The organism is Roseibium sp. R5 (assembly GCF_055755305.1).
On the sequence record NZ_CM146910.1, the window covers coordinates 1,764,705 to 1,786,940 of the forward strand.

General features: G+C 56.0%; 24 protein-coding genes and 1 other RNA gene. 17 read left to right on the plus strand and 8 right to left on the minus strand.

The window, feature by feature from the left end; genetic code table 11:
- Positions 1 to 8 precede the first annotated feature (8 nt).
- The 7 genes from AC0J4F_RS08255 to tkt form a co-directional block, all read right to left on the minus strand.
- Positions 9 to 647, minus strand: a complete 639-nt coding sequence (locus tag AC0J4F_RS08255) for a thiamine phosphate synthase (RefSeq protein WP_473025937.1) — start codon at positions 645 to 647, stop codon at positions 9 to 11.
- 136 nt (positions 648 to 783) lie between these two features.
- Positions 784 to 1,851 (minus strand): class II fructose-bisphosphate aldolase, encoded by a 1,068-nt coding sequence (gene fba, locus AC0J4F_RS08260; protein ID WP_133951413.1) that lies wholly within the window; start codon positions 1,849 to 1,851, stop codon positions 784 to 786.
- 215 nt (positions 1,852 to 2,066) lie between these two features.
- Entirely contained in the window at positions 2,067 to 2,447 is a 381-nt protein-coding gene (locus AC0J4F_RS08265) for a VOC family protein (protein WP_133951415.1), read from the minus strand.
- 24 nt (positions 2,448 to 2,471) lie between these two features.
- A complete protein-coding gene (locus AC0J4F_RS08270; RefSeq protein ID WP_473025938.1) occupies positions 2,472 to 3,665 on the minus strand; it encodes a phosphoglycerate kinase in 1,194 nt (397 codons plus the stop codon).
- Between the two features lie 16 nt (positions 3,666 to 3,681).
- Entirely contained in the window at positions 3,682 to 4,305 is a 624-nt protein-coding gene (locus AC0J4F_RS08275) for a LysE family translocator (protein ID WP_133951419.1), read from the minus strand.
- A 102-nt stretch (positions 4,306 to 4,407) separates the two neighbouring features.
- Positions 4,408 to 5,418: a type I glyceraldehyde-3-phosphate dehydrogenase gene (gene gap, locus AC0J4F_RS08280; RefSeq protein ID WP_133951421.1), complete on the minus strand. Its 1,011-nt coding sequence runs from the start codon at positions 5,416 to 5,418 to the stop codon at positions 4,408 to 4,410.
- Between the two features lie 142 nt (positions 5,419 to 5,560).
- Positions 5,561 to 7,549, minus strand: coding sequence for a transketolase (gene tkt, locus AC0J4F_RS08285; protein ID WP_133951423.1), 1,989 nt, complete (start codon positions 7,547 to 7,549; stop codon positions 5,561 to 5,563).
- A 443-nt stretch (positions 7,550 to 7,992) separates the two neighbouring features.
- Between tkt and AC0J4F_RS08290 the strand changes: the two genes are divergently transcribed.
- From AC0J4F_RS08290 to AC0J4F_RS08315, 6 genes are all read left to right on the plus strand, one after another.
- Entirely contained in the window at positions 7,993 to 8,271 is a 279-nt protein-coding gene (locus AC0J4F_RS08290; RefSeq protein ID WP_166672813.1) for a DUF4164 domain-containing protein, read from the plus strand.
- Positions 8,272 to 8,277: 6 nt separating this feature from the next.
- Positions 8,278 to 8,655 (plus strand): cell division protein ZapA, encoded by a 378-nt coding sequence (locus tag AC0J4F_RS08295; RefSeq protein WP_409694358.1) that lies wholly within the window; start codon positions 8,278 to 8,280, stop codon positions 8,653 to 8,655.
- Between the two features lie 89 nt (positions 8,656 to 8,744).
- Positions 8,745 to 8,899: non-coding RNA, 6S RNA (ssrS, locus tag AC0J4F_RS08300), on the plus strand.
- A gap of 55 nt (positions 8,900 to 8,954) precedes the next feature.
- Positions 8,955 to 9,533: a 5-formyltetrahydrofolate cyclo-ligase gene (locus tag AC0J4F_RS08305; RefSeq protein WP_473025939.1), complete on the plus strand. Its 579-nt coding sequence runs from the start codon at positions 8,955 to 8,957 to the stop codon at positions 9,531 to 9,533.
- A gap of 40 nt (positions 9,534 to 9,573) precedes the next feature.
- Positions 9,574 to 10,401: a TIGR00282 family metallophosphoesterase gene (locus AC0J4F_RS08310; protein ID WP_473025940.1), complete on the plus strand. Its 828-nt coding sequence runs from the start codon at positions 9,574 to 9,576 to the stop codon at positions 10,399 to 10,401.
- Between the two features lie 96 nt (positions 10,402 to 10,497).
- Positions 10,498 to 11,244 (plus strand): YebC/PmpR family DNA-binding transcriptional regulator, encoded by a 747-nt coding sequence (locus AC0J4F_RS08315; RefSeq protein WP_420339734.1) that lies wholly within the window; start codon positions 10,498 to 10,500, stop codon positions 11,242 to 11,244.
- Between the two features lie 364 nt (positions 11,245 to 11,608).
- On the opposite strand, the gene AC0J4F_RS08320 is transcribed toward AC0J4F_RS08315, so the two are convergent.
- On the minus strand, positions 11,609 to 12,370 hold the full coding sequence (locus tag AC0J4F_RS08320; protein ID WP_133951437.1) for a sulfite exporter TauE/SafE family protein: 762 nt from the start codon (positions 12,368 to 12,370) through the stop codon (positions 11,609 to 11,611).
- Positions 12,371 to 12,465: 95 nt separating this feature from the next.
- On the opposite strand from AC0J4F_RS08320, the gene ruvC reads away from it, so the two are divergent.
- The 11 genes from ruvC to pal all read left to right on the plus strand — a co-directional run bounded on the left by ruvC (position 12,466) and on the right by pal (position 22,073).
- Complete coding sequence (gene ruvC, locus AC0J4F_RS08325) at positions 12,466 to 12,981, plus strand: crossover junction endodeoxyribonuclease RuvC (RefSeq protein WP_133951439.1); 516 nt, start codon at positions 12,466 to 12,468, stop codon at positions 12,979 to 12,981.
- Positions 12,978 to 13,595 carry a Holliday junction branch migration protein RuvA gene (gene ruvA / locus AC0J4F_RS08330; protein WP_422021077.1) on the plus strand — a complete coding sequence of 206 codons (618 nt, stop codon included), beginning with the start codon at positions 12,978 to 12,980 and terminating at the stop codon, positions 13,593 to 13,595. Before ruvC ends, ruvA begins: the two co-directional genes overlap by 4 nt.
- Positions 13,592 to 13,837 (plus strand): endonuclease, encoded by a 246-nt coding sequence (locus tag AC0J4F_RS08335; RefSeq protein ID WP_473025942.1) that lies wholly within the window; start codon positions 13,592 to 13,594, stop codon positions 13,835 to 13,837. Before ruvA ends, AC0J4F_RS08335 begins: the two co-directional genes overlap by 4 nt.
- Positions 13,827 to 14,870 (plus strand): Holliday junction branch migration DNA helicase RuvB, encoded by a 1,044-nt coding sequence (ruvB, locus tag AC0J4F_RS08340; RefSeq protein WP_473025943.1) that lies wholly within the window; start codon positions 13,827 to 13,829, stop codon positions 14,868 to 14,870. Before AC0J4F_RS08335 ends, ruvB begins: the two co-directional genes overlap by 11 nt.
- A 154-nt stretch (positions 14,871 to 15,024) precedes the next feature.
- Positions 15,025 to 17,136 carry a methyl-accepting chemotaxis protein gene (locus AC0J4F_RS08345; RefSeq protein ID WP_473025944.1) on the plus strand — a complete coding sequence of 704 codons (2,112 nt, stop codon included), beginning with the start codon at positions 15,025 to 15,027 and terminating at the stop codon, positions 17,134 to 17,136.
- Between the two features lie 81 nt (positions 17,137 to 17,217).
- The gene (gene ybgC / locus AC0J4F_RS08350; protein ID WP_133951446.1) at positions 17,218 to 17,679 is read left to right on the plus strand and encodes a tol-pal system-associated acyl-CoA thioesterase; all 462 of its coding nucleotides are present in this window, start codon (positions 17,218 to 17,220) and stop codon (positions 17,677 to 17,679) included.
- Positions 17,680 to 17,949: 270 nt separating this feature from the next.
- Positions 17,950 to 18,657: a protein TolQ gene (gene tolQ, locus AC0J4F_RS08355; RefSeq protein ID WP_133952038.1), complete on the plus strand. Its 708-nt coding sequence runs from the start codon at positions 17,950 to 17,952 to the stop codon at positions 18,655 to 18,657.
- Positions 18,658 to 18,660: 3 nt separating this feature from the next.
- Positions 18,661 to 19,113 carry an ExbD/TolR family protein gene (locus AC0J4F_RS08360; RefSeq protein WP_133951448.1) on the plus strand — a complete coding sequence of 151 codons (453 nt, stop codon included), beginning with the start codon at positions 18,661 to 18,663 and terminating at the stop codon, positions 19,111 to 19,113.
- A 6-nt stretch (positions 19,114 to 19,119) separates the two neighbouring features.
- Entirely contained in the window at positions 19,120 to 20,061 is a 942-nt protein-coding gene (locus AC0J4F_RS08365) for a cell envelope biogenesis protein TolA (protein WP_473025945.1), read from the plus strand.
- A 46-nt stretch (positions 20,062 to 20,107) separates the two neighbouring features.
- Positions 20,108 to 21,457 carry a Tol-Pal system beta propeller repeat protein TolB gene (gene tolB / locus AC0J4F_RS08370; RefSeq protein ID WP_209174800.1) on the plus strand — a complete coding sequence of 450 codons (1,350 nt, stop codon included), beginning with the start codon at positions 20,108 to 20,110 and terminating at the stop codon, positions 21,455 to 21,457.
- Between the two features lie 130 nt (positions 21,458 to 21,587).
- Positions 21,588 to 22,073 (plus strand): peptidoglycan-associated lipoprotein Pal, encoded by a 486-nt coding sequence (gene pal, locus AC0J4F_RS08375; protein WP_473025946.1) that lies wholly within the window; start codon positions 21,588 to 21,590, stop codon positions 22,071 to 22,073.
- The last annotated feature ends 163 nt before the right edge of the window (positions 22,074 to 22,236 follow it).

Sequence of the window (22,236 nt, forward strand, 5' to 3'; positions counted from 1 at the left end):
TACGGCTGTCAGTCAACCTCCGGGAACGGGTGCGCTTCAAGCACCGTGTTGGCATCTGAAATTGTCTTGGCGATGTCTTCAGAATGCCAGACAGCGTCCTTCAGGGCAACGAAGTCGGCGCCAGTGGCCGCCACCTCGGCAAGTGTTTCAAGTGTGTTGCCCGCCAGGGCGACACAAGGTGTCTCGAAAAGTTCCGCCCACCAATTGGCACCGGACAGGGTCTTGTCGTGGGCAGTTTCTTTTTCCGTCAGATCCAGCTTGCCGAAGAGCAGGTAGTCGACGCCGGTCTCTGCCCATTCCATGGCATCATGTTTCGTTTTGGTTCCACCTGTTCCGACGACCCGGTCTGGCTGAAAGCTCTCCACTGCCAGTCTCACATCCTCAAGGGACTTGTCGACATGGACCCCATCGGCGCCCGAGCGACCCGCCGCTTGTGTGTCACCATAGACCAGAGCAGCTGCGCCGCCGTCCTGGATGATCGGGACAAGAATATCTGCCGCAGCCTGAATGTCTTTTGTTGACGCACCTGGCATGTAGATCATCACACATGCGATATCTCCGCCCGTGAAAGCTTGCTTCAGCTGATCTGCAACCGTTGCCGTATCGAACGCAGGCGGTGTCACAAGGAATAGGCGGGGTCGGTTCACGAATGTCTGTCCTGATGTATCTTTAAACCTGGCAACTCATTGTCGCTGTTTCTTGTCCCTAAAGACGGCGAAAGAGGGACGCAAGGTCCCTCTTTCAAGATTTTGATCTGACCAGCTTGCCAGATGCTGCCAGTTCTTAGGCGATCTTCGGATCCAGGCTGCCGTTCTCGTAGCGGACTGCCATGTCGGACAGCGTAACGATTTTCTTGATCTTGGATGCTTGGCCTGCGGTGTTGAACGCTTCCAGACGGGCCACACAGAGCTTTTGCATTGCCTCACGTGCCGGCTTCAAGTATTTGCGAGGATCGAATTCGCCAGGGTTTTCCTGCAAGATCTTGCGGATCTGGCCCGTCATCGCCATGCGGTTGTCGGTATCGATGTTGACCTTGCGCACGCCGTTTTTGATCCCACGCTGGATTTCTTCAACCGGCACACCCCAGGTTTGCGGCATTTCCCCGCCATACTGGTTGATGATGTCCTGAAGATCCTGGGGTACCGAAGAGGACCCGTGCATCACAAGATGTGTGTCCGGCAGGCGGCGGTGGATCTCTTCGATCACGTGCATGGCAAGGATATCACCGTCTGGCTTGCGGGTGAATTTGTAGGCGCCGTGGCTTGTGCCCATGGCAATTGCCAGCGCGTCCACCTTAGTTTCCTTGACGAATTTTACCGCTTCATCCGGATCGGTCAGGAGCTGATCTTCTGTCAGCTTGCCTTCTGCACCGTGACCGTCTTCCTTGTCGCCCATGCCGGTTTCAAGGGAGCCGAGGACACCCAATTCACCTTCGACCGAGATGCCGCCGAGATGCGCCATGTCGGTCACGGTTTTTGTAACGCCGACGTTGTAATCCCATGACGCAGGAGTTTTGCCGTCCGCTTCCAGAGAGCCGTCCATCATGACGGATGTAAAGCCCGCCTGAATGGCCGTCATGCAGGTTTGGGCCGCATTGCCGTGGTCCAGGTGAACGCAAACTGGGATGTGCGGGTAGATTTCGACAACCGCGTCCATCATGTGCTTCAGCATAACATCATGTGCGTAGGCCCGGGCACCGCGGGAGGCCTGAATAATCACCGGAGAATCGGTCTGGTCAGCGGCGGACATGATGGCCAGCGCCTGTTCCATGTTGTTGATGTTGAATGCCGGCACGCCGTAGTCGTTTTCGGCAGCGTGATCAAGCAGCTGGCGGAGTGTAATGCGGGCCATTTATGTCTCCCAGAAGCCGGTATCGCAGCGTCCACTTTGGGGTTGTTTTACGATCCGGGTGTTGCGGTGCGTCAATCTCCGGTGGTTCTATCAAGAATCCGGCAGAGGAAAAGGGGCGAGAGGTTTCTTAAATCAATTTAATTTCAAGGTGATGCCGGTTTCTACCCGGTTGTGATTAATTTGACCTGTGAATTAATTGAGGTGTTTTCAAGAACTCAACTGCCAGCCTGGATCAGTGAGCTCACATCAATGATTGTTCCTGATGGATCGCTCAAGATCATCCGGCGTTGTCCATATGGCATGTCGCGCGGCGCTTCGATGATGTTTGCACCCAACTCCAATGCTCTGTTGTGAACAGCATCACAATCATCAAGGACATACGTCAAGATGATGCCTGCGGGTTGATGCCGAGCGGCCTCGGGCACAATCTCATGGCTTGCGAGAAGTATGCCGAGCTCCAAACCCGTTTGATCAGGGGCCTCCAAGTTTACAAACCAGTCAGAAGAGAACTTCGCCGTGTAACCAAAGAGCTGCTGATAAAAGGCCGCGGTGACCGCGACCTCTTCTGTCAGGATGTTTGTGAAGGCGCGTTGCATTTCAATCTCCCAAAGCGTTGTAGATCAGCTCTCCAAAGCCTTTACGCCCGGCAGTTCCTTGCCTTCAAGCCACTCAAGGAACGCGCCGCCTGCGGTCGATACATAAGAGAAATCGCTTGCAGCTCCTGCATGATTGAGGGCTGCCACCGTATCACCCCCACCGGCAACAGAATTCAGTTTGCCGGATTTGGTGTTCTCGGCCGCGTGTTTGGCAGCCGCCACAGTCGCAATATCAAACGGGGCGATTTCAAAGGCACCGAGGGGGCCATTCCAGACCAGGGTCTTGGCAGCGTCGATTTTCGACTTCACCACCTCAACGGACGCCGCGCCAACATCCAGGATCATGCCATCCGCTGGTATAGCGTCCACCGACACGGTCTCGTTGTCCGCGCCTGCCTTGAACTCCTTGGCGACAACGGCATCGACCGGCAGCACGATTTCGCAGCCAGCTGTTTCTGCAGCGGCCATGATCTTAGTTGCCGTGCCGGCGAGGTCATGTTCGCACAGCGACTTGCCGACATCTACGCCTTTGGCGGCCAGAAAAGTGTTGGCCATGCCACCGCCAATCACCAGCATGTCCACTTTGGCAACGAGGTTCTCCAGAAGGTCGATTTTGGACGACACCTTAGCGCCGCCTACAACAGCCAGAACAGGGCGGACGGGTTCACCAAGCGCGGAGCCGAGTGCTACTAGCTCTGCCTGCATCGTGCGGCCTGCATATGCCGGAAGCAGCTGGGCGATGCCTTCCGTCGAACCATGCGCCCGGTGAGCGGCGGAAAACGCATCATTCACATATATGTCGCCATTGGCTGCGAGCGCTTTTGCAAACTCCGGATCGTTCTTTTCTTCGCCTTTGTGGAAACGCGTGTTTTCCATCAGAAGAACCTGGCCGTTTTGCATGACCGCAACCGCGCCGGCCGCCGAGGGGCCGATGCAGTCTTCCACGAAGCCAACGGTCTTGCCAAGCAAATCAGAAACGGCTCGTGTGACCGGCGCAAGGGACATTTCCTTGACCTTTTCACCTTTCGGTCGGCCAAAATGCGCGAGCAGAATGACCTTGGCGCCTTTTTCGGAGAGTTCTTTGATTGTCGGCAGAACCCGTTCGATACGGGTTGTGTCGGTGACTTTGTAGTTGTCCATCGGAACGTTGAGATCAACGCGCACGAGGACACGTTTGCCAGCAAGATCGGTGATGTCGTCGAGTGTCTTGAAAGTCATGAGATCCACCTAGTTGTCAGGGGCGGGTTGAACTGGTTGTAACAGCGATACCGATCCCGAAAAGGGTCAAGAGAACGCCGAAGGACCGTTCCATCCAGAGTTTTGCGCGGATGAATTGCTGGCGCACTGGCGGCAGCGTGAAGAAGAAAGTGACGAGCACGAACCAAAGGAATACGCCGCTTGCCATGATCACGCCATAGCTGACCTTGGTCCAAAGCGGTGTTTCCGGGGAGGTGACCTGCAGAAAGACGCTGAGAGCGAACATTGTCGCCTTGGGATTGGTCACGTTGGTGAAGAAACCCCAGCGCAGAGCCTTTAGCGGGGGCATACCAGCAAGCGCGCTGTCTGCCGGCATTTCCCTTGAAGCTGTCCGGTACATGGTGACACCTAGAAACACCAGATATGCTGCGCCGATGAGCTTGAGTGCATTAAAGAGAAAAATGGATTGCGAGACGATGAGGCCAATTCCGGCGAGGGCGTAGGTAACGTGAACGCCTAAGGCGAGGGCGATGCCAAGTGCGGTCATGATACCGGCCAAACGACCACCGATGAGCGCGTTGCGAAGAACAACGGCGAAGTCGGGGCCGGGAACAATGGCAACAACAATCGTCAGTGAAATTACAGTGAAAAGCTCGAGCAAGCGTGCCCCCAGGTTGGATGTTTTAAGCAAACAAAAAGCGGATGCAGGAGACCTGCATCCGCCTATATGTCATAGCAGATGGCTGTCCATCCAGACCATGTTTTAAATCAGTTTTGCCATGGCGATGGCCGTGTCCGCCATCCGGTTGGAGAAGCCCCACTCGTTGTCATACCAGGACAGCACCGACACCATCGTACCGTCCATGACCTTGGTCTGATCCATATGGAAGATCGAGGAGTGCGGGTCGTGGTTGAAGTCAACGGATACGTTCTTGTCTTCGGTGTAGCCGAGAACGCCTTTGAGTGCGCCGCCAGCTGCCGCTTTGACAGCTGCATTGATTTCTTCAACCGTGGTTTGGCGTTTGGCGATGAACTTGAGGTCAACCACAGAAACATTCGGGGTTGGAACGCGCATTGCGAAGCCGTCCAGCTTGCCGTTCAGTTCCGGCAGGACGAGGCCGACAGCTTTCGCTGCACCGGTTGATGTCGGGATCATGGACATGGCCGCTGCACGGGCACGGTAAAGATCCTTGTGCATCGTATCCAATGTCGGCTGGTCACCGGTGTAGGAGTGAATGGTCGTCATCATGCCTTTTTCGATGCCGACGGAATCGTGCAGGACCTTGGCGACCGGTGCCAGACAGTTGGTGGTGCAGGATGCGTTGGAAACGACAAGGTCTTCAGCCGCCAGCGTGTCATGGTTGACGCCGTAAACAATTGTCTTGTCGGCGCCAGACGCCGGTGCAGATACGAGGACGCGTTTTGCGCCAGCATCGAGGTGCGCGGCAGCCTTGTCCTTCGAATTGAAAATGCCTGTGCATTCCATGGTGATGTCGACACCCAGTTCTCCCCAGGGAAGATCTTTCGGGTCGCGGATCGCGGTTACCTTGATCGGTTTGCCGCCGTCGATGGAAATCGTGTCCCCGTCAACTGTGACCGTTGCCGGAAATTTGCCGTGGACGGAATCGTAGCGCAGCAGGTGCGCGTTGGTCTCGACCGGGCCGAGATCGTTGATGCCGACGACCTCAATATCAGTGCGGCCAGATTCGATAATGGCACGCAGAACGTTGCGGCCGATGCGGCCAAAGCCGTTGATTGCTACCTTGGTTACCATAGTTTTCTCCCGCATTTGGGGCCAGCTTAGGCCCTGCGCCTATCAATAGGTTACTATATCTAATCGATTTAAAAGGCAAAATAATTGCCAAAAAAGTCCCGGCAGTGTGAAGAGACGCCGCACACTGCCGGGACACAATACATTAAACGTTGAGCTTTTCCTTGGCCGCCGCAACGACGGCATCCTTTGTGATGCCGAAGTGCTCGTACAATTCCTTGTAAGGCGCGCTGGCACCAAATCCGGTCATGCCGATGAACAGACCGTCATTGCCGATAAACCGGTCCCACCCCATGCGGATGCCGGCCTCGACGGCAATCTTGACCGGACTGGAGCCGATGACGGCCTCTTTGTAATCTGCAGACTGTGCTTCGAAGAGCTCGAAGCTTGGCACGGAAACAACGCGAGCGGTAACGCCTGAGTCCGTCAGTTCCTTGTGCGCGTCAACGGCGATCTCCACCTCAGAACCTGAGGCAAAGATCGTGACCGCAGCGTCATCTTCGCTTTCGATCAGAACGTAGGCGCCGTTTGCGCTTAGGTTCTTCTCTTCATAAGTTTTGCGCTGAGATGGCAGGTTTTGTCGTGTCAGGGCAAGAACGGACGGTCCATCCTTGTTCTCCAGCGACAATTGCCAGCATTCCAGTGTCTCGGTGATATCAGCGGGACGGAAGAACGTTAGGTTCGGGATCGCCCGAAGGGCTGCGAAGTGTTCAACCGGCTGGTGGGTCGGGCCGTCTTCCCCCAGACCGATCGAATCGTGCGTCATGACATGAATGACGCGCTGGTTCATCAGGGCTGCGAGGCGGATCGATGGACGGCAGTAGTCGGAGAAAATCAGGAACCCGCCGGAATAGGGGATCAGGCCGCCATGCAGGGCCATGCCGTTCATCGCGGCTGCCATGCCGTGTTCGCGAATGCCGTAGTGGATGTAGCGGCCTGAGAAGTCCTCCGGGGTGACCGGGTTGGTCTGGGCCGTTTTGGTGTTGTTGGACCCGGTCAGATCGGCAGAACCACCGATCGTTTCCGGGATAACGCCGTTGATGACTCCAAGAACAGCCTCGGACGCTTTGCGCGTTGCCATTGTCGGCTGTTCTTCGGCAAGCTTCTTCTTGTAGTCTAGGACCGCCTGCTCAAATCCTGCCGGAAGATCACCGCGATTGCGGCGTTCAAATTCGGCGCGGGTTTCGGTGTCCGCATCGTTGAAGCGTTTCTGCCAATTCTTGTGAGCGTGGGCTGAACGAAGGCCGGCAATGCGCCAGGCGTCCAGAATATCGCTTGGAACCTCAAACGGCTCATGCGGCCAGTTCAGTGTTTCGCGGGTACCTGCGATTTCCTCAGCACCGAGGGGAGCGCCGTGTACCTTGGCCGTACCGGCCTTTGTCGGGGCGCCGAAGCCGATGGTTGTTTTCGCTGCGATCAGTGTTGGTTTGTCGCTGGCCTGTGCCTGCCGGATTGCAGCCGCGATGCCATCAGGGTCATGCCCGTCGACATTCAGCGTGTTCCATCCAGAAGCAGCAAAACGGGCAACTTGATCCGTGGAGTCCGTAATGCTGACAGCGCCGTCGATCGAGATGCCGTTGTCATCCCAGATTACGATCAGTTTGTTCAGTTTCAGGTGACCTGCCAGCGACAGAGCCTCCTGACTGATGCCTTCCATCAAGCAACCGTCGCCGGCCAGAACGTAGGTATAGTGATTGACGAGTTCCTTGCCGAAACGCTCTTCTTGTAACCGCTCTGCGATCGCCATACCGACGGCATTGCCGAGCCCCTGACCCAGCGGGCCTGTGGTCGTTTCGATACCCGCACCATGACCGAACTCCGGGTGACCGGCGGTCTTTGCGCCGAGTTGACGGAAGTTTTTCAATTCTTCGAGCGGGAAGTCTTCATAGCCGAGCAGATATAGCAGGCTGTAAAGCAACATGGATCCGTGACCCGCCGACAGAACAAACCGGTCGCGGTCAGCCCAGTTCGGCGCGGTCGGGTCAAACTTCAGAAATTCTGTAAAAAGGACAGTGGCGATATCGGCCGCGCCCATTGGCAATCCGGGGTGTCCGGATTTGGCCTGTTCCACGGCATCAATGGCAAGAAAGCGGATTGCATTCGCCATGCGCTGGTGTTTTTCAAGATCGCTCATCTGTGTCCCGTCGCTTGCGTTGGAGCCCCTGCCGCCAGCGTGGACCGTCCGGCGTGGAGTTGTAAGGTGCGGTGTTTCTTTAAAGGCAACTGTTGTCAGTTCCGATCAGGCGCCAGACAAATATCAGGAACGGTCAGCGAGTCAATAAAGCCCTGAATAGCGAAAGAGGGAATAAATTCCGCATTTGGGGGTTATCGAATTGAGGAAACTAACAATGGCGCCATTGACGGGAAGAATATGGTGCACCTAATCTCAGCTGCCGGAGCCGGATTTACCTTTTTTGATTTATCAGGTTGCCAGGAAAAGCGCGAAACCCGCTGGTTGTTTGCGGACGCTGCTTTTTTTATGCGAAAAGCTACGCTGAGGGTAAGGCATAACACAAAGCGGTAAAAACCGCTCCAAGAGGGATTGAGGTGACGCTTTATATGGCGGAAGTCGATGTCATGGAAAAGACGAGCCTGTCCGATGCCGTAAAGCGCCTTGAATCCGCCCTCGGCCAGTTGGAGACTGCCGTCCAGCGCCGTTTGGATGCTGATCGCTCTCTTAACTCACTTCAGGATGACCTCCAGCGTATGGGCGAGGACAGGTCTCAGTTGGCTGCCTTTTTGGACGAAAGTGAAGCGCGCGCGTCCCGGCTTGAAGAAGCCAACAAAGATGTTTCCCGCCGGTTGGTTACGGCCATGGAAACGATCCGCAGCGTTTTGGACACCCACGGAGGCTGATGCGGTTTGGCTCAGATTAGCGTAACCATCAATGGCAAGTCTTTTCGGATGGCGTGTGATGATGGCGAAGAGCAGCGCCTCGAAGGGTTGGCTGCGCGGTTCGATGGCTGGATTGGCGAGCTCAAATCGGCTTTTGGTGAGATCGGTGATCAGCGCCTGACTGTGATGGCCGGCATCATGGCAACCGATCAGTTGTCGGAACTGGAACGTAAAGTCACACGGCTTGAGCAGGAATTGGCGGCTGCCAAAGATCAGCAAGTGGCTGCCCTCAATAATATGAGCCAGAATGAACAGGATCTTTCGAGAGCCGTAAACACCGCTGCGGCGCGCATCGAAAGCCTTGCCGACGGACTTACGAAGAGCCTGCGAACGGCCAATGACTGAGCGGCCAAATCCGCACTTCCCAAGACTTCGTTTGTGATCAACGCGGCGCCGCACTGGTAATTGCGCGGGCTTGCCTCTATATGCGGTAATCGTGGCTGCCCGATTTGTCAGGACACTTATCCCCGGGGCCTTACGCATTCCTTAGGGAGCTGTCCCTGCTTTGGGCCGTGGTCCGTTGCATACGGCGCCCACCTACTTTGTAGGTTCTCCGGGATTGCACATCCAACGGTCGGGTGGCTACGCAGCTTGAGCATGTCTCGTTCAAGCCGGGCCGGTCAAATTAGATGATATGAGCGCCCATGACTTCAAACCTTTCACTCGCAGACGAAAAACATCAGCTCCGCAAAGAAGCTTTGGCGCGCCGCAAGGCCATGGCCGAGGTCGTGCGGATCGAGAAAAGCTTGGCGCTCGCCGATCACGTTTCTGATCTCCCGATCCCCGCTGGGGCAATCGTTGCAGGTTTTTGGCCGATCCGGGACGAGATCGATCCGCGTCCGCTGCTCGACCGTCTTCGTCAAAGCGGCCATACCTTGTGTTTGCCAGTTGTCGCAGACCCTCATTTGATTTTCCGGAAGCTGGACCGTGGATGTGCAATGGAAGATGCCGGTTTTGGCACAATGGCACCCGGACTAGATGCAGAAGAGTTGCGCCCGGATGTTCTGTTGATGCCGCTTGCGGGGTTCGACCGGCAGGGCAATCGGATCGGGTACGGCAAAGGCCATTATGACACCGCGATTTCTGCTCTTGAGAAATCAGGGCCGCTTCTTTGCATTGGCCTTGCGTTTGCCTTGCAGGAAGTGGAGCTTGTCCCGGCAGAAGAGCACGACAGACCCCTCGCTGGGATATTAACGGAAGACGGCTACCGATCGTTCTGCTAATGGATGGCCGTTTGGCAAAGTCCGCGTGCTGTGAGGTTTGATGCGTATTCTTTTTCTGGGGGATTTGGTGGGCCGTGTCGGCCGAACGGCAGTCATTGAACAACTGCCGGACCTGGTAGAAGAACAGCAGCTCGATTTTGTCATCGTCAACGGTGAAAACTCAGCATCCGGTTTCGGCATCACCGAAGTGATCCTCCAAGACGTGTTGGATGCTGGTGCAGATGTGGTGACCACTGGCAACCATGTTTGGGACCAGCGGGATACACTCGTCTACATCGAACGTCAGGACCGTTTGCTGCGGCCGGTCAACTACCCGGCCGGGACGCCTGGCCGGGGCGCGCATCTTTTTACAGCGCGCAATGGCGCCCAGGTCATGGTCGCGAACGTCATGGGGCGTGTCTACATGGATGCTCTCGATGATCCGTTTGCGGCGATTGACAAGGTGGTTGGCGATTGCCCGCTCGCAGATGTCGCAGATGCCATTATTATTGATGTTCATGCAGAAGCTACCAGCGAGAAACAGGCGATGGGCCACTTCCTTGACGGCCGGGTCAGCCTGGTGGTTGGCACGCATACCCATGTTCCGACGGCAGATCACCAGATTTTGGAAAACGGCACGGCCTACATGTCGGATGCCGGCATGTGCGGTGCTTATGACAGTGTGCTGGGCATGGATAAGGAAGAGCCGGTCAATCGCTTTCAGCGCAAGATCCCAGGCTCCAGATTCACGCCGGCGACAGGTGCCCCGACCATTTGTGGTGTAGCGATCGAAACAGATGATCGGACCGGACTGGCCCAAGCGATAGCGCCGGTCAGAATCGGCGGGCGTCTTGAGCCGGTCCTGCCGCCTTTCTGGGCCGCAAGCTAGTTCCGCATTTTCAGGAACTGGATTTTCCGCGCCAACTTGCATATAAGCGGCGCAGTTTTCGTTAAAAGCAAATCCGACTGAGAGCCGAGAAGAGCCATGGCAGGCCATTCAAAATTCAAGAACATCATGCACCGCAAGGGACGTCAGGACGCCGTTCGTTCCAAGATGTTCTCTAAACTGTCCAAGGAAATTACTGTCGCAGCGAAGATGGGAGACCCTGATCCGGACTCCAATCCGCGTTTGCGCCTGGCGGTGAACAACGCCAAAGCTCAGTCCATGCCGAAAGACAACATTCAGCGCGCGATTAACAAGTCGCAAGCTGGTGATGCTGAAAGTTATGACGAAATTCGCTATGAGGGTTATGGTCCGGCTGGCGTTGCTGTTGTCGTTGAAGCCCTGACAGATAACCGCAATCGGTCGGCGTCCAACATTCGCTCCTACTTCACCAAGTGTGGCGGGTCTCTTGGCGAAACCGGTTCTGTGTCTTTCATGTTCGACCGTGTTGGCGAGATCATCTACAAGCCGGAAGCTGGCGAGGCGGATGCTGTTCTTGAAGCGGCCATCGAAGCTGGTGCTGAAGACGTTCAATCCGATGAAAACGGACACACGATCTATACAGCATTTGAAGATCTCAACGATGTCGCAAAGGCATTGGAAGAGGCGCTGGGCGAAGCAGACTCCACAAAAATCATCTGGAAGCCGCAGAACCTGACTCCCGTTGATGCCGACAAGGCCCAGACGCTGATGAAACTGATCGACATGCTGGAAGATGATGATGACGTCCAGAACGTCTACACCAACTTCGATGTTGATGAAGAAACCATGGCGCAACTGGCTTCCTAAGATCTTTAAAACACCGATTGTCAAACCCCGGATTTTCCGGGGTTTTTCATTTTGATCATTGAATCCAAGGCTCAACGATATGTTTCAAATTTTCGAACTCACCGAAGCGGATCCGAAGTCTCTCCTTCAACGCACCTTGAAACTGTCCGAGTAGACCGGCGAATTGGCTGAAGCTGTGCTGTCTGTCACTGATGCGCCCGGAAGTGCCTACAAAGTGCATACCCTTCACGATGTGCGCGAGGAAGCGGCCGATGCGGCATTGGTTGCCTTAAGTGTTTTGGCTCAAACGTGCGAAACTTCGGAAGAGTTTTCGGCAGAACTTGACCGTTTGATGCGAGAAAAGTCTACCAAGTGGCAGGCGAAACTAACGGAGTAAGGGGTCTAGTAGTGGCAGGCTGGTAATGGCTGCAATGGCGATGAGCAGGTTTGCGATCCATCTGTATGTCCGCTGATTTGAACCGGTAAAGCCTTTGGACCCGAGATAAAGCGCAATTCCGTATACCGGTATGGCGAGGACGAGAAGCCGGGCGACTTCAACCGTGAAAAATCCATTCAGTATGTAGGCGGCAAAAGTTCCTATGCTTGCCAGCGGGAAAAACATAATGAGGTTGGCGCGGATGACTGGTGTGTCGTTCCTGCCGGAAAGCCAGAAAGCAGCAACCGGCGGTGCAGATACCTGTGAGACACCGCCCAGAACTCCGGACACTGCTCCAACGCCAAATGAAACCTGAGGTGTTGGGTGTTTCTGATAGCGCCAACCGGACACCACGAGCGCCAGGGTGCCTGCGACGACAGCACTTATTATCCAACGCAAGGTCAATACATCCATAGTCGCCAGAAGCCACGCTCCGGCATGGACAAATAGGACAGATCCAATCACTGCAGGAAGCACCGTCGACCAGTCACACAAATGGATCGCCCGGCGGACCAGAGGTAAGGAGACGATGCTGTCGATAAAGAGAAATGTGGCGGCCGCCGTTGAGGGGAGCATCACACTTGCGGCGACCGGCATGAAAATCATTCCTGCGCCAAATCCTGCAAAGCCTCGGATATACCCGGCAACAAACAGGATCACCGCCAGAAAAACCAGCAACTGCGGGGAAAAAGACGCCAGAGTGTCGAACATGCAATCTCGCAATTTGCGGCAGGGCGCTGTGGGAAATGTTCGTAAGCAGCGCTTTAGCTGGCGTCAATGGGCAAGTTTTGTTACCGATTTGTTCCATGACACATGCGATTCGATTGCTGGGCATTGACCCCGGCCTCCGGCGGACCGGGTGGGGCATGATCGAGGCGGCTGGAAACCGGCTCTCCTTCATTGCCTCAGGGACGGTGACTTCCGATAACAAGAAGAGCCTTGCAGAGCGCCTGGTCGAGTTGCATGACGGGTTGACCGCTGTTGTGCGTCAGCACAATCCGGCAGAGGCCGCCGTCGAGCACACCTTTGTCAACAAGGATGCAGGGGCAACTCTGAAGCTCGGTCAAGCGCGCGGCGTGGCGCTTCTTGTTCCTTCGCTGGCCGGGCTATCGGTCGCGGAATATGCTCCGAATCTGGTGAAGAAAACCGTGGTCGGGACCGGGCACGCGGAAAAAGAACAGATCCGGGCTATGGTGAAGGTCTTGATGCCACGGGCAACCTTCAATTCAGATGACGCAGCAGATGCACTTGCGATTGCCATCTGTCATGCCCAGCACCGGGCGAGCACAGCTGCGCAACTCAAAGCCTTGGGGGCTGCATGATCGGGAAACTGAAGGGAACAATCGACAGCTATGGAGAGGATCACGTGATCCTTGATGTTCATGGCGTCGGGTACCAGGTGCATTGCCCGTCCCGGATTTTGCAAGCGCTGCCGCGGGCTGGGGAAGCAGCCGTTCTGTTTATCGAGACAATCGTGCGCGAAGACATGATTCGCCTTTATGGATTTGCAGCGGAAACCGAACGGGAATGGTTCCGCATCCTGATGACGGTGCAGGGCGTTGGTGCAAAGGTGGCGCTGGGCATACTCGGGATTTTGAAGGCAAGCGAAGTTGCCAATGCGATCGCGCTGGGCGACAAGGCCACGATCTCGCGTGCGCCAGGTGTGGGCAAGCGGGTTGCAGAGCGGATCCTCAGCGAGCTGAAAGACAAGGCGCCCGGCCTTGCGAGCATTGATCAGGATACGATAGCTGTCTCTCAGACGGTGGCGGACAATGTGGCGGCTCGTCCTGTGGCAGAGGCCGTATCGGCCTTGACAAATCTTGGTTATGGGCAACCTCAGGCGAGTGCCGCTGTTGCCAAGGCGATGCAGTCTGCGGGTGAAGATGCGACAACGGAAACCTTGATACGTCTTGGGCTGAAGGAGCTAGCGGGATGATTGTTTTTACCTATGCCGTTATTGCGATTTCTTTCGTCGTGCTCGGGATCGGCGGGATCATGTATCTGGACCATCGGTTTTCTCTGACGGTTGGTGATCGGCCGTTTGCGATCAAGGGGCGCCGGATTGAGACCGATGACCCTTTTGTCCGGAAACAGTTCCGGAAATTCTATGCCATCCGAGTCGCCTACTCTCTGTCCTTGCTCGTCTTGTTGTTCGTGGTGGTCAGCCATGTCGGATGACCAGCGCATCGTCTCTCCGGAAATCCGGGGCGATGAGATCGACAGCACAATGCGCCCGCAAGCGCTTGATGACTTTGTCGGCCAGGCGCAAGCCCGAGCGAATCTGAAGGTCTTCATTGGTGCGGCCAAGGCGCGTGGGGAAGCGCTGGACCACGTCTTGTTCGTCGGGCCTCCCGGGCTCGGCAAAACAACCCTTGCCCAGATTATGGCGCGCGAACTTGGCGTGAACTTCCGGGCGACTTCCGGCCCGGTCATTGCCAAGGCGGGTGACCTGGCAGCTCTTCTGACAAACCTGGAAGAGCGCGACGTTCTTTTTATTGACGAGATCCATCGACTCAATCCGGCCGTTGAGGAAGTCCTCTATCCTGCGATGGAAGACTATCAGCTGGATCTGATCATCGGAGAGGGGCCAGCCGCGCGCTCAGTGAAGATTGATCTTGCGAAATTCACACTGGTTGCAGCCACCACGCGTCTCGGACTTCTCACAACGCCTCTGCGCGACCGGTTTGGTATTCCGGTGCGTCTTGAGTTCTATACGGTGCCGGAGCTGGAGCATATCGTAAAACGTGGCGCGTCCATCCTTGGGATTGGTATGGCGGAAGACGGCGCCCATGAGATCGCAAAACGGTCCCGCGGAACGCCCCGGATCGCGGGTCGCCTGCTGCGCCGGGTTCGGGACTTTGCAGTTTTTGAAGGTGCTGAGAAGGTCGACCGAGCCCTGGCGGACAAGGCCTTGCGGCAGCTGGAGGTCGATGGCGCCGGGCTCGATAGCCTGGATCGGCGTTATCTCAATCAGATCGCCGTCAACTTCAGCGGTGGCCCGGTTGGGATTGAGACGATTGCAGCCGCCCTATCGGAACCGCGCGACGCGATTGAGGAAATCGTGGAACCCTACCTTATACAAAACGGATTTTTGCAGCGGACGCCGCGTGGACGCATATTGACGCCAACCGCATTCTCGCATCTTGGTCTTGCTGTGCCGTCGCGGCCGGATGGGCCGCAAATGGGTTTGTTCCTCGATTCTGATCAGTGACCCTTAAACCGAGCGTTCCTCGAGGTTTCGGCAGACATTTACACTGGAGCAAATGCTTCTAAAGATGTCTGCAGTTTTAACGGTAGGGATTTTTACTAGTTAACCAATAATTTCCGATTCTTTCCTAGGGTTCGCTCGAATTCTGGGGGGACCTATGCGTAAGCGGCTTTCAACTAAACTTGCTGTTATGTTCTTGGCCGGTGCACTCACAATGTGCATCGCGATTGTCACAGTTACATCGACGCTTTCGCGCGATGTAGCAAATGGTCAGGCGGATGCCGCTTTGCAAAGCGGAACCAAAGCGAAATTGAAAGTCGCTGAACTCGCCTTGGGTCAGGCAGCTGACAGTGCCAAATTCTTTGCATCGCTCGAAGATGCCAAGAACAGCCTGATGAAAACGCTTGTTGGCTGGAAGAACCTCAAAGAAGGCCAGAACGCGATCCTGCGCGGGATCTACGTCACCAACAACCCGCATTCTCCGGACGAGCGGCACTTGCTGATTGAGCCCGCGGAAGGGAACCAGTACACGAACAACCACAAAGTGGTGCACCCGATCTTCCAGGATCTGGTCAGCCAGGGCGTGTTCTCGGATGTGGCGCTGGCAACTCCGGATGGTGTAATTACCTATACTTATGCCAAAGGCGATGAGTTCGCGTTTCACATCGGCGATGCTGAGATCTCCGGGCACCCTGTGCAAATCGCATTCAGCCCACTGTTCGATGCGGTGGCGAATGAGACGATCGAAGCGGGTCAGATCTTTACATCAGGGTTCACGACCGGCGAAGACGGCAAAGTTTCCATGATCATCGCTACGCCGGTTTTCTATCTCGACCGGTTTTTTGGTGCCGCGGCCTTCTCTGTGAACATGGCAAACTTCGCAAACCTGGTCAGCGGATCTGGTGAACTTGAAGATGGCGAAAAGGTATTCCTGATTGACACTGCCGGGCAGTTGGTCGGTCTGGACGCGGCAGGGGCTGCTGAAGTTGTCCACGACAAGCAAACGGTCTATGCGGGCAATGAAACACTTGTTTTGGATGGGAACGACTATCGGTATGCAGAAGCTGACGCCTCATTCGCAAACATGCCTTACGGGATTGTGGATGCTGTTCTCCAGACCAAGCTGTCTGCTGCTGCCGACCGGATTACCTATGGCGCGGTCATTTCCGGGTTCTTGTGCCTGGTCCCAATCGTTGGTGTCATCTGGTGGGTGACGGGCCGAATGTTTGCGCCGCTCCAAGGACTATCTGCGGCAGCGCGGCAAATTGCAGACGGTGATCTTGAAGTCCCTGTGCATGCGACCGAACGCTCGGATGAGATCGGCGAGATGGCGCGCTGTATTGAAGTCTTCAAAGACAACTCGGTTGAGCGCGAGAGGTTGGCTGCTGAACGGAAAGTTGGCCATATTGCTCGCGAAAAGCGCGAGAAACATATCGATGCGTTGATCAATGGGTTCCGCGCAGAAGCCCAAGGCGTTCTGGAGTTGGTTGAAGCCAATATTGGCCGGGTTGAAGCCGTCACGGCAGAATTACGTGAGCGATCTGGAGCTGCAGCAGACGAAGGACAAACCGCCGTGGTGTCGTCCGAAAACGCATCTGCAAATGTGCAGGCTGTTGCCTCTGCAACAGAAGAGCTGAATGCTTCGATTTCAGAAATCTCCCGCCAGGTCGAAACCACGGCCGGCATCGTGGCTCAAACAACCACTGCTGCGCAGGTGTCTAACGGTAAAATTTCTGGGTTGGCTGAAGCTGCCAACAGGATTGGTGACGTTGTCTCCCTGATCTCCGAGATTGCCGAACAGACCAATCTGCTGGCACTCAATGCGACGATTGAGGCCGCACGCGCTGGTGAGGCGGGCCGCGGGTTTGCTGTTGTTGCTTCTGAAGTGAAGTCGCTTGCGGGGCAAACGGCCAAGGCGACCGAAGAGATTTCAACGCAGATTGCAGCCATTCAGGCGTCCACCACAGAGGCGGTCGCGGAAATCGCGCGTGTTTCGGAGTCCGTTGGAGAAGTCAATGAGTACACATCCACCATCCAGGATGCGGTACAGCAACAGGGCGCTGCGACGAACGAAATTTCCAGAAACGTCGCCGAAGCTGCCGACGGGACCCGTTCTGTTGCCACCACGGTTGCGTCTCTCAACGACGGTGTAACTGAGAATTCTCGCGCGGTTGATGACATGTTGTCTGCGACGATTGAGATGAAACAACAGGCGGATCGCTTGAGAGGATCTGTCGAAAAATTTCTCAACGAGGTTGCAGCAGCCTGACCGTCTTCCTAAATCAGTTGAGTTATGGGCTTTCCGGTCTCTTGATCGGGAAGCCCTTTTTGGATTTGTGGAGACACTATCGTGAGTGATTGGCCGGATCTCGCAGGCCGTTTGGACCAAAGCGGTCACGTTCTGCCCGTACGCGTCTACTATGAGGACACCGATTTCACAGGGATCGTCTACCACGGTGCCTATGTCCGTTTCTTTGAGCGGGCCCGATCCGACTTTTTGAGGCTGATCGGTATTCACCACAGTGAGTTGGCAGAAGGGGACGATGGCACATCGCTGGCTTTTGCCGTGCGCACAATGACCTTGGATTTCCAGAAACCTGCGAAGATCGATGATGTCCTGGAAGTGCAGACGTCTCTAGCTGAGTATAAAGGCGCCAGGATCAAGCTTGATCAACTCATTTACAGAGGTGATGAACTGCTTGTGTCGGCGGCAGTGACCGTTGCTGTCATTTCATCTGAAGGTCGGCCAACCCGTCTTCCGTCAGCCCTTTCGGAAAAGCTGCTAAAACACAGGCCTTCCGAGCTAGACTGACTTCGCTGTTTGCGGGCAAACGCTGACGCATAATTGAGCGCGCCAGCGGCAAAAATAAGCGGTGCGACCGGGTCGCGTTAATCTTGCAGTAACCTTAATTGATTCTTTTAGAAAAGCGCGCAATTGCGCGTAATAAGTCCCAGTTTTGACAAAATCAAACGTCAGAGAAGCGGTCGGCGAATAGGGGCGAATTCCCCCGTGATCGGTGCAATCGGGGCGCCGGTACTCTGAATGCAACACGCATCATTCGGCCGAGAGGTCATTGGGTTTATGGAAACACTAGTCGAAACGACATTGGCGGCGCCGAAAGGCGACCTTTCTTTTTATGGCTTGTTCTGGCAAGCGCACATTGTCGTACAGATCGTAATGTTGGGACTGCTTGCTGCATCGGTTTGGTGCTGGGCAATCATTGTCGACAAGATCATGATTTTCGGAAAGACAAAACGGCAAATGAACCGGTTCGAAACCGTGTTCTGGTCCGGTCAGTCTTTGGAAGAGCTTTACGGAACGCTGCACAATCGGGTGAACCATTCCATGGCGGCGCTTTTTGTTGCGGCCATGCGGGAATGGAAGCGCAGTCATGAGGGCGCGCGCCCGGCGATTGGAAGCCTTCAGCAACGGATCGACCGCGTTATGGATGTCACAATCCAGCGCGAGCAGGAGCGGCTGGAAAACCGGTTGCTGATCCTGGCGACCGTTGGGTCATCTGCTCCGTTCATCGGACTGTTTGGAACAGTTTGGGGCATCATGACTGCATTCCAGGCGATCGCGGCGTCTGAGAGCACGAACCTTGCGGTCGTGGCTCCTGGTATCGCGGAAGCTCTGTTTGCGACGGCTCTGGGTCTTCTGGCCGCTATTCCTGCGGTTATCGCATACAACAAATTCTCCTCGGATGTCGGCCGGGCGGTTGCTCGTATGGAAGGCTTTGCTGACGAGTTCTCCGCGATCTTGTCGCGGCAGATCGACGAGAGGGCCTGATCCATGGGCATGCAGGCCGGTGGTGGACAAGCAGGTGGCAGCCGCCGCGGACGGCGCCGGCGGCGCAGTCTGCCGATAAGTGAGATCAACGTCACACCCTTCGTCGATGTGATGCTGGTGTTGCTCATCATTTTTATGGTCGCAGCGCCATTGTTGACGGTCGGTGTGCCGATTGACCTGCCGGAGACACGTGCGAAGGCCCTGGAAGGGGACACCGAGCCGATAACGATTTCCATCAATTCGGCAGGCGAAATTTTTATTCAGGATACTCCGATCCTCATTGATGAGGTCGTTCCCAAATTGGAGGCAATTGCGGCCAACGGGTACGAAGAACGCATCTACGTGCGTGGAGATCAGGATGCTGATTACGGCACCATGATGAAACTCATGGGCCGGATCAACGCGGCCGGCTTTAAACGGCTCGGCCTTGTCACTCTGGAAGAACGGGACTCGTAACGCAGAATGCGCGCAGGTCTCATTGCGTCTTTGACCGGTCACTCGGTTTTTTTGGTCTGGGGCTTGATAGCCTTTCCGGACGCAAAGAGTTTTTCCGTTCCTCAAGTCGAAACGCTGCCGGTGGATCTCGTTCCAATCGAGGAATTTACGCAGCTTCGCTTAGGTGAGAAAACGGCTGAAGTCCGGGACGTGGCGGCGCTGCAGCCGAGCGATACACCGGCTGAAGACACCCCGCAACCGGCCGACAAACCTGGTGACAGTCAAGTTCAGCAGCCCTCGCCTCCCACGCCGGCACCAGCGCCAACTCCGACGCCGCCTGAACCGGAACCAGTCGCAGAGCCTGAAGATGCCCCGGAACCTGCACCTGCGCCCGAACCGGTACCAGCTGCTGAGCCAGAGCCGGCTCCTGAACCGGAGCCTGTACCTCAGCAGGAAGCCGCACCGGCTGTGCAGCCGATTCTGACAAGCGTTGCACCAAGGACAAAACCGGCGCCGCCACGGCCGCAGCGACAGGAGCCGCGGGATGAATCTATCGTCAACGACGTTGCGGCCCTGCTCAACAAGGTGGAGCCAGCCGGCCAGGCCGGGGGACAACCTGATACGCCTGCATCTCTGGGAACACGGCAAGGTGCGCCGAACATCCGCATGACCCAATCGGAGTTGGATGCGTTACGCTCCCAAGTTGCTATGTGTTGGAGCCCTCCTGTTGGGGCCGTGGGTGCGGAAGATCTGAATGTGCGGGTTCGTTTCAACCTGTCGCAGAACGGCGAAGTGTCCAATGGTCCGGAAGTCATGAATTCCAATGCAAATCCGGCCTTCCGCGCAGCAGCAAGCAGTGCGGTCCGTGCTGTGATGCGCTGCCAGCCATACAGCCTGCCAATTGCGAAATATGATGCCTGGCAGGAAGTGATTATCAATTTTGACCCGAGAGAGATGCTCGGGGGCTAAGCCGATTTCGCAGTCGGAACCCAAAGGTGAAGGAGCTGTATTGCTCATGCGTCAGATTTGGAAACATTTTTTAGGGTTCGTCGGGTCCTCGGCCCGCGTCCGCGGTGGGTTTGTTGCACTCCTAGCAGTACTCAGTCCGATCCCGGCTGCTGCGCTGGTTGAAATCGACATCACTCAGGGGAATGTCGAACCGCTGCCGATTGCCTTGCCGCAGTTCTCTGCAGAAGGTGGCGACAGCAAACTGGCCGCTGACATGACCGCGGTGATCGCGGCGGATCTCAAACGGTCCGGTCTCTTTAATCCTCTCGATCCAGCGAGCTTCATACAGAAGAACATGAGCGTGAATTCCACCCCGCGCTTTGGGGATTGGCGCACGATCAGTGCACAGGCGCTTGTGACGGGAACCGTGACAAAGCAGGCGGATGGCCGCTTGCGCGCTGAATTCCGGCTTTGGGATGTCTTTGCGGCAGAGCAGATGCTTGGGCAACAGTTCTATACGACACCGGAAAACTGGCGGCGGCTCGCCCATATCATTGCGGATGCCGTTTACGAGCGTCTCACCGGCGAAAAAGGCTATTTTGACACGCGCATCGTGTTTGTCGACGAGACGGGGCCGAAAGACAAGCGCGTAAAACGCTTGGCACTAATGGATCAGGACGGCGCCAATGTTCGTTACCTCACCCGGGGTGATGATCTGGTTTTGACACCGCGTTTTTCGCCGACGAGCCAGGAAATCACCTACATGTCTTATGCAGGTGCGGATCCAAGTGTGTACCTCTTGAACATCGAGACCGGGCAGCGCGAGATCGTGGGCAATTTTCCGGGGATGACCTTTGCGCCGCGGTTTTCACCCGATGGACAGAGCGTGGTCATGAGTTTGCAGCAGGGAGGCAACGCAAACATCTTCAAAATGGATTTGCGGTCGCGGCAGACGACCCGCTTGACCAACACAGCCGCCATTGATACCAGCCCGTCTTTCTCTCCGGATAGCGGCCGTATCGTTTTTGAATCCGATCGGGGGGGCTCACAGCAGCTTTATGTGATGAGTGCAGCTGGCGGCCAGGCTCAGCGGATCTCCTTTGGCCCGGGACGCTACTCGACACCGGTCTGGTCTCCGCGGGGCGACCTGATTGCCTTTACCAAACAGCACCAAGGCCGGTTCATGATCGGTGTGATGCGGCCGGATGGCAAAGGCGAGCGGATTCTGACAGAGGGATATCACAACGAAGGACCAGCCTGGGCTCCGAATGGCCGGGTTCTGGTGTTCTTCCGTGATACGCCGGGCGCAAACGGAGGTCCGCAGGTCTGGACCGTCGATTTGACCGGCTACAATGAACAAAGGCTGGAAACACCGGCATTTGCATCAGATCCGTCTTGGTCGCCATTGATCGACTGAGACAACGAATAACGAAGTGTTTACCAGCCTTATTGAGAGCGCATTAACCGACTTTGGCTAGAAAGCGTTTACCAAAATGTGGGGGCGCATTTGGAAAGCCGGTTTAGCGGGCTGGGGTAAGGAGACAGGAATGTTCAATATGGTGAGTGCCTCCAGCGGGGCGCGTTGGATTGCAGTCTGTTTTGCAGTCCTATTTGCCGCAGCGTGCGCGCAAACCAAGCCGGACGGGTTGGCGACCAACGTCAAGCCGGGGACCGGGCAGGATTTCGTGGTGAATGTCGGGGATCGGGTGTTCTTCGAAGAAGACCAATCCACCCTGAATTCGCAGGGGCAGGCCACGCTTGCCAACCAGGCAAAGTGGCTTAACCGGTATTCGAAGTACACGATTACCGTGGAAGGTCATGCTGATGAGCGTGGTACGCGCCAATACAACATTGCGCTTGGTGCAAGGCGCGCCCAAGCCGCGCGGGACTACCTCGTATCCCAGGGTGTCTCAGCGTCGCGGATCAAAACGATTTCCTACGGCAAAGAGCGGCCGGTCGCCGTTTGTAACGACAACAGCTGCTGGTCACAGAACCGGCGGGCGGTCACCGTGCTGAACAACGCGACCAACTGATCAGTGTCCGAATAACGCTAAAAACGCCGGGTTCAGCCCGGCGTTTTTATTTGCCCGGAGCAAAAACACGCCCTTTCCCGGTTTGTTTGTCAAAATTTGGCCGAACTCGGAGCGCCATTTGCGCTAGAATTCAGCGTGTGGCCATACGGGTGAGAACCTCTCC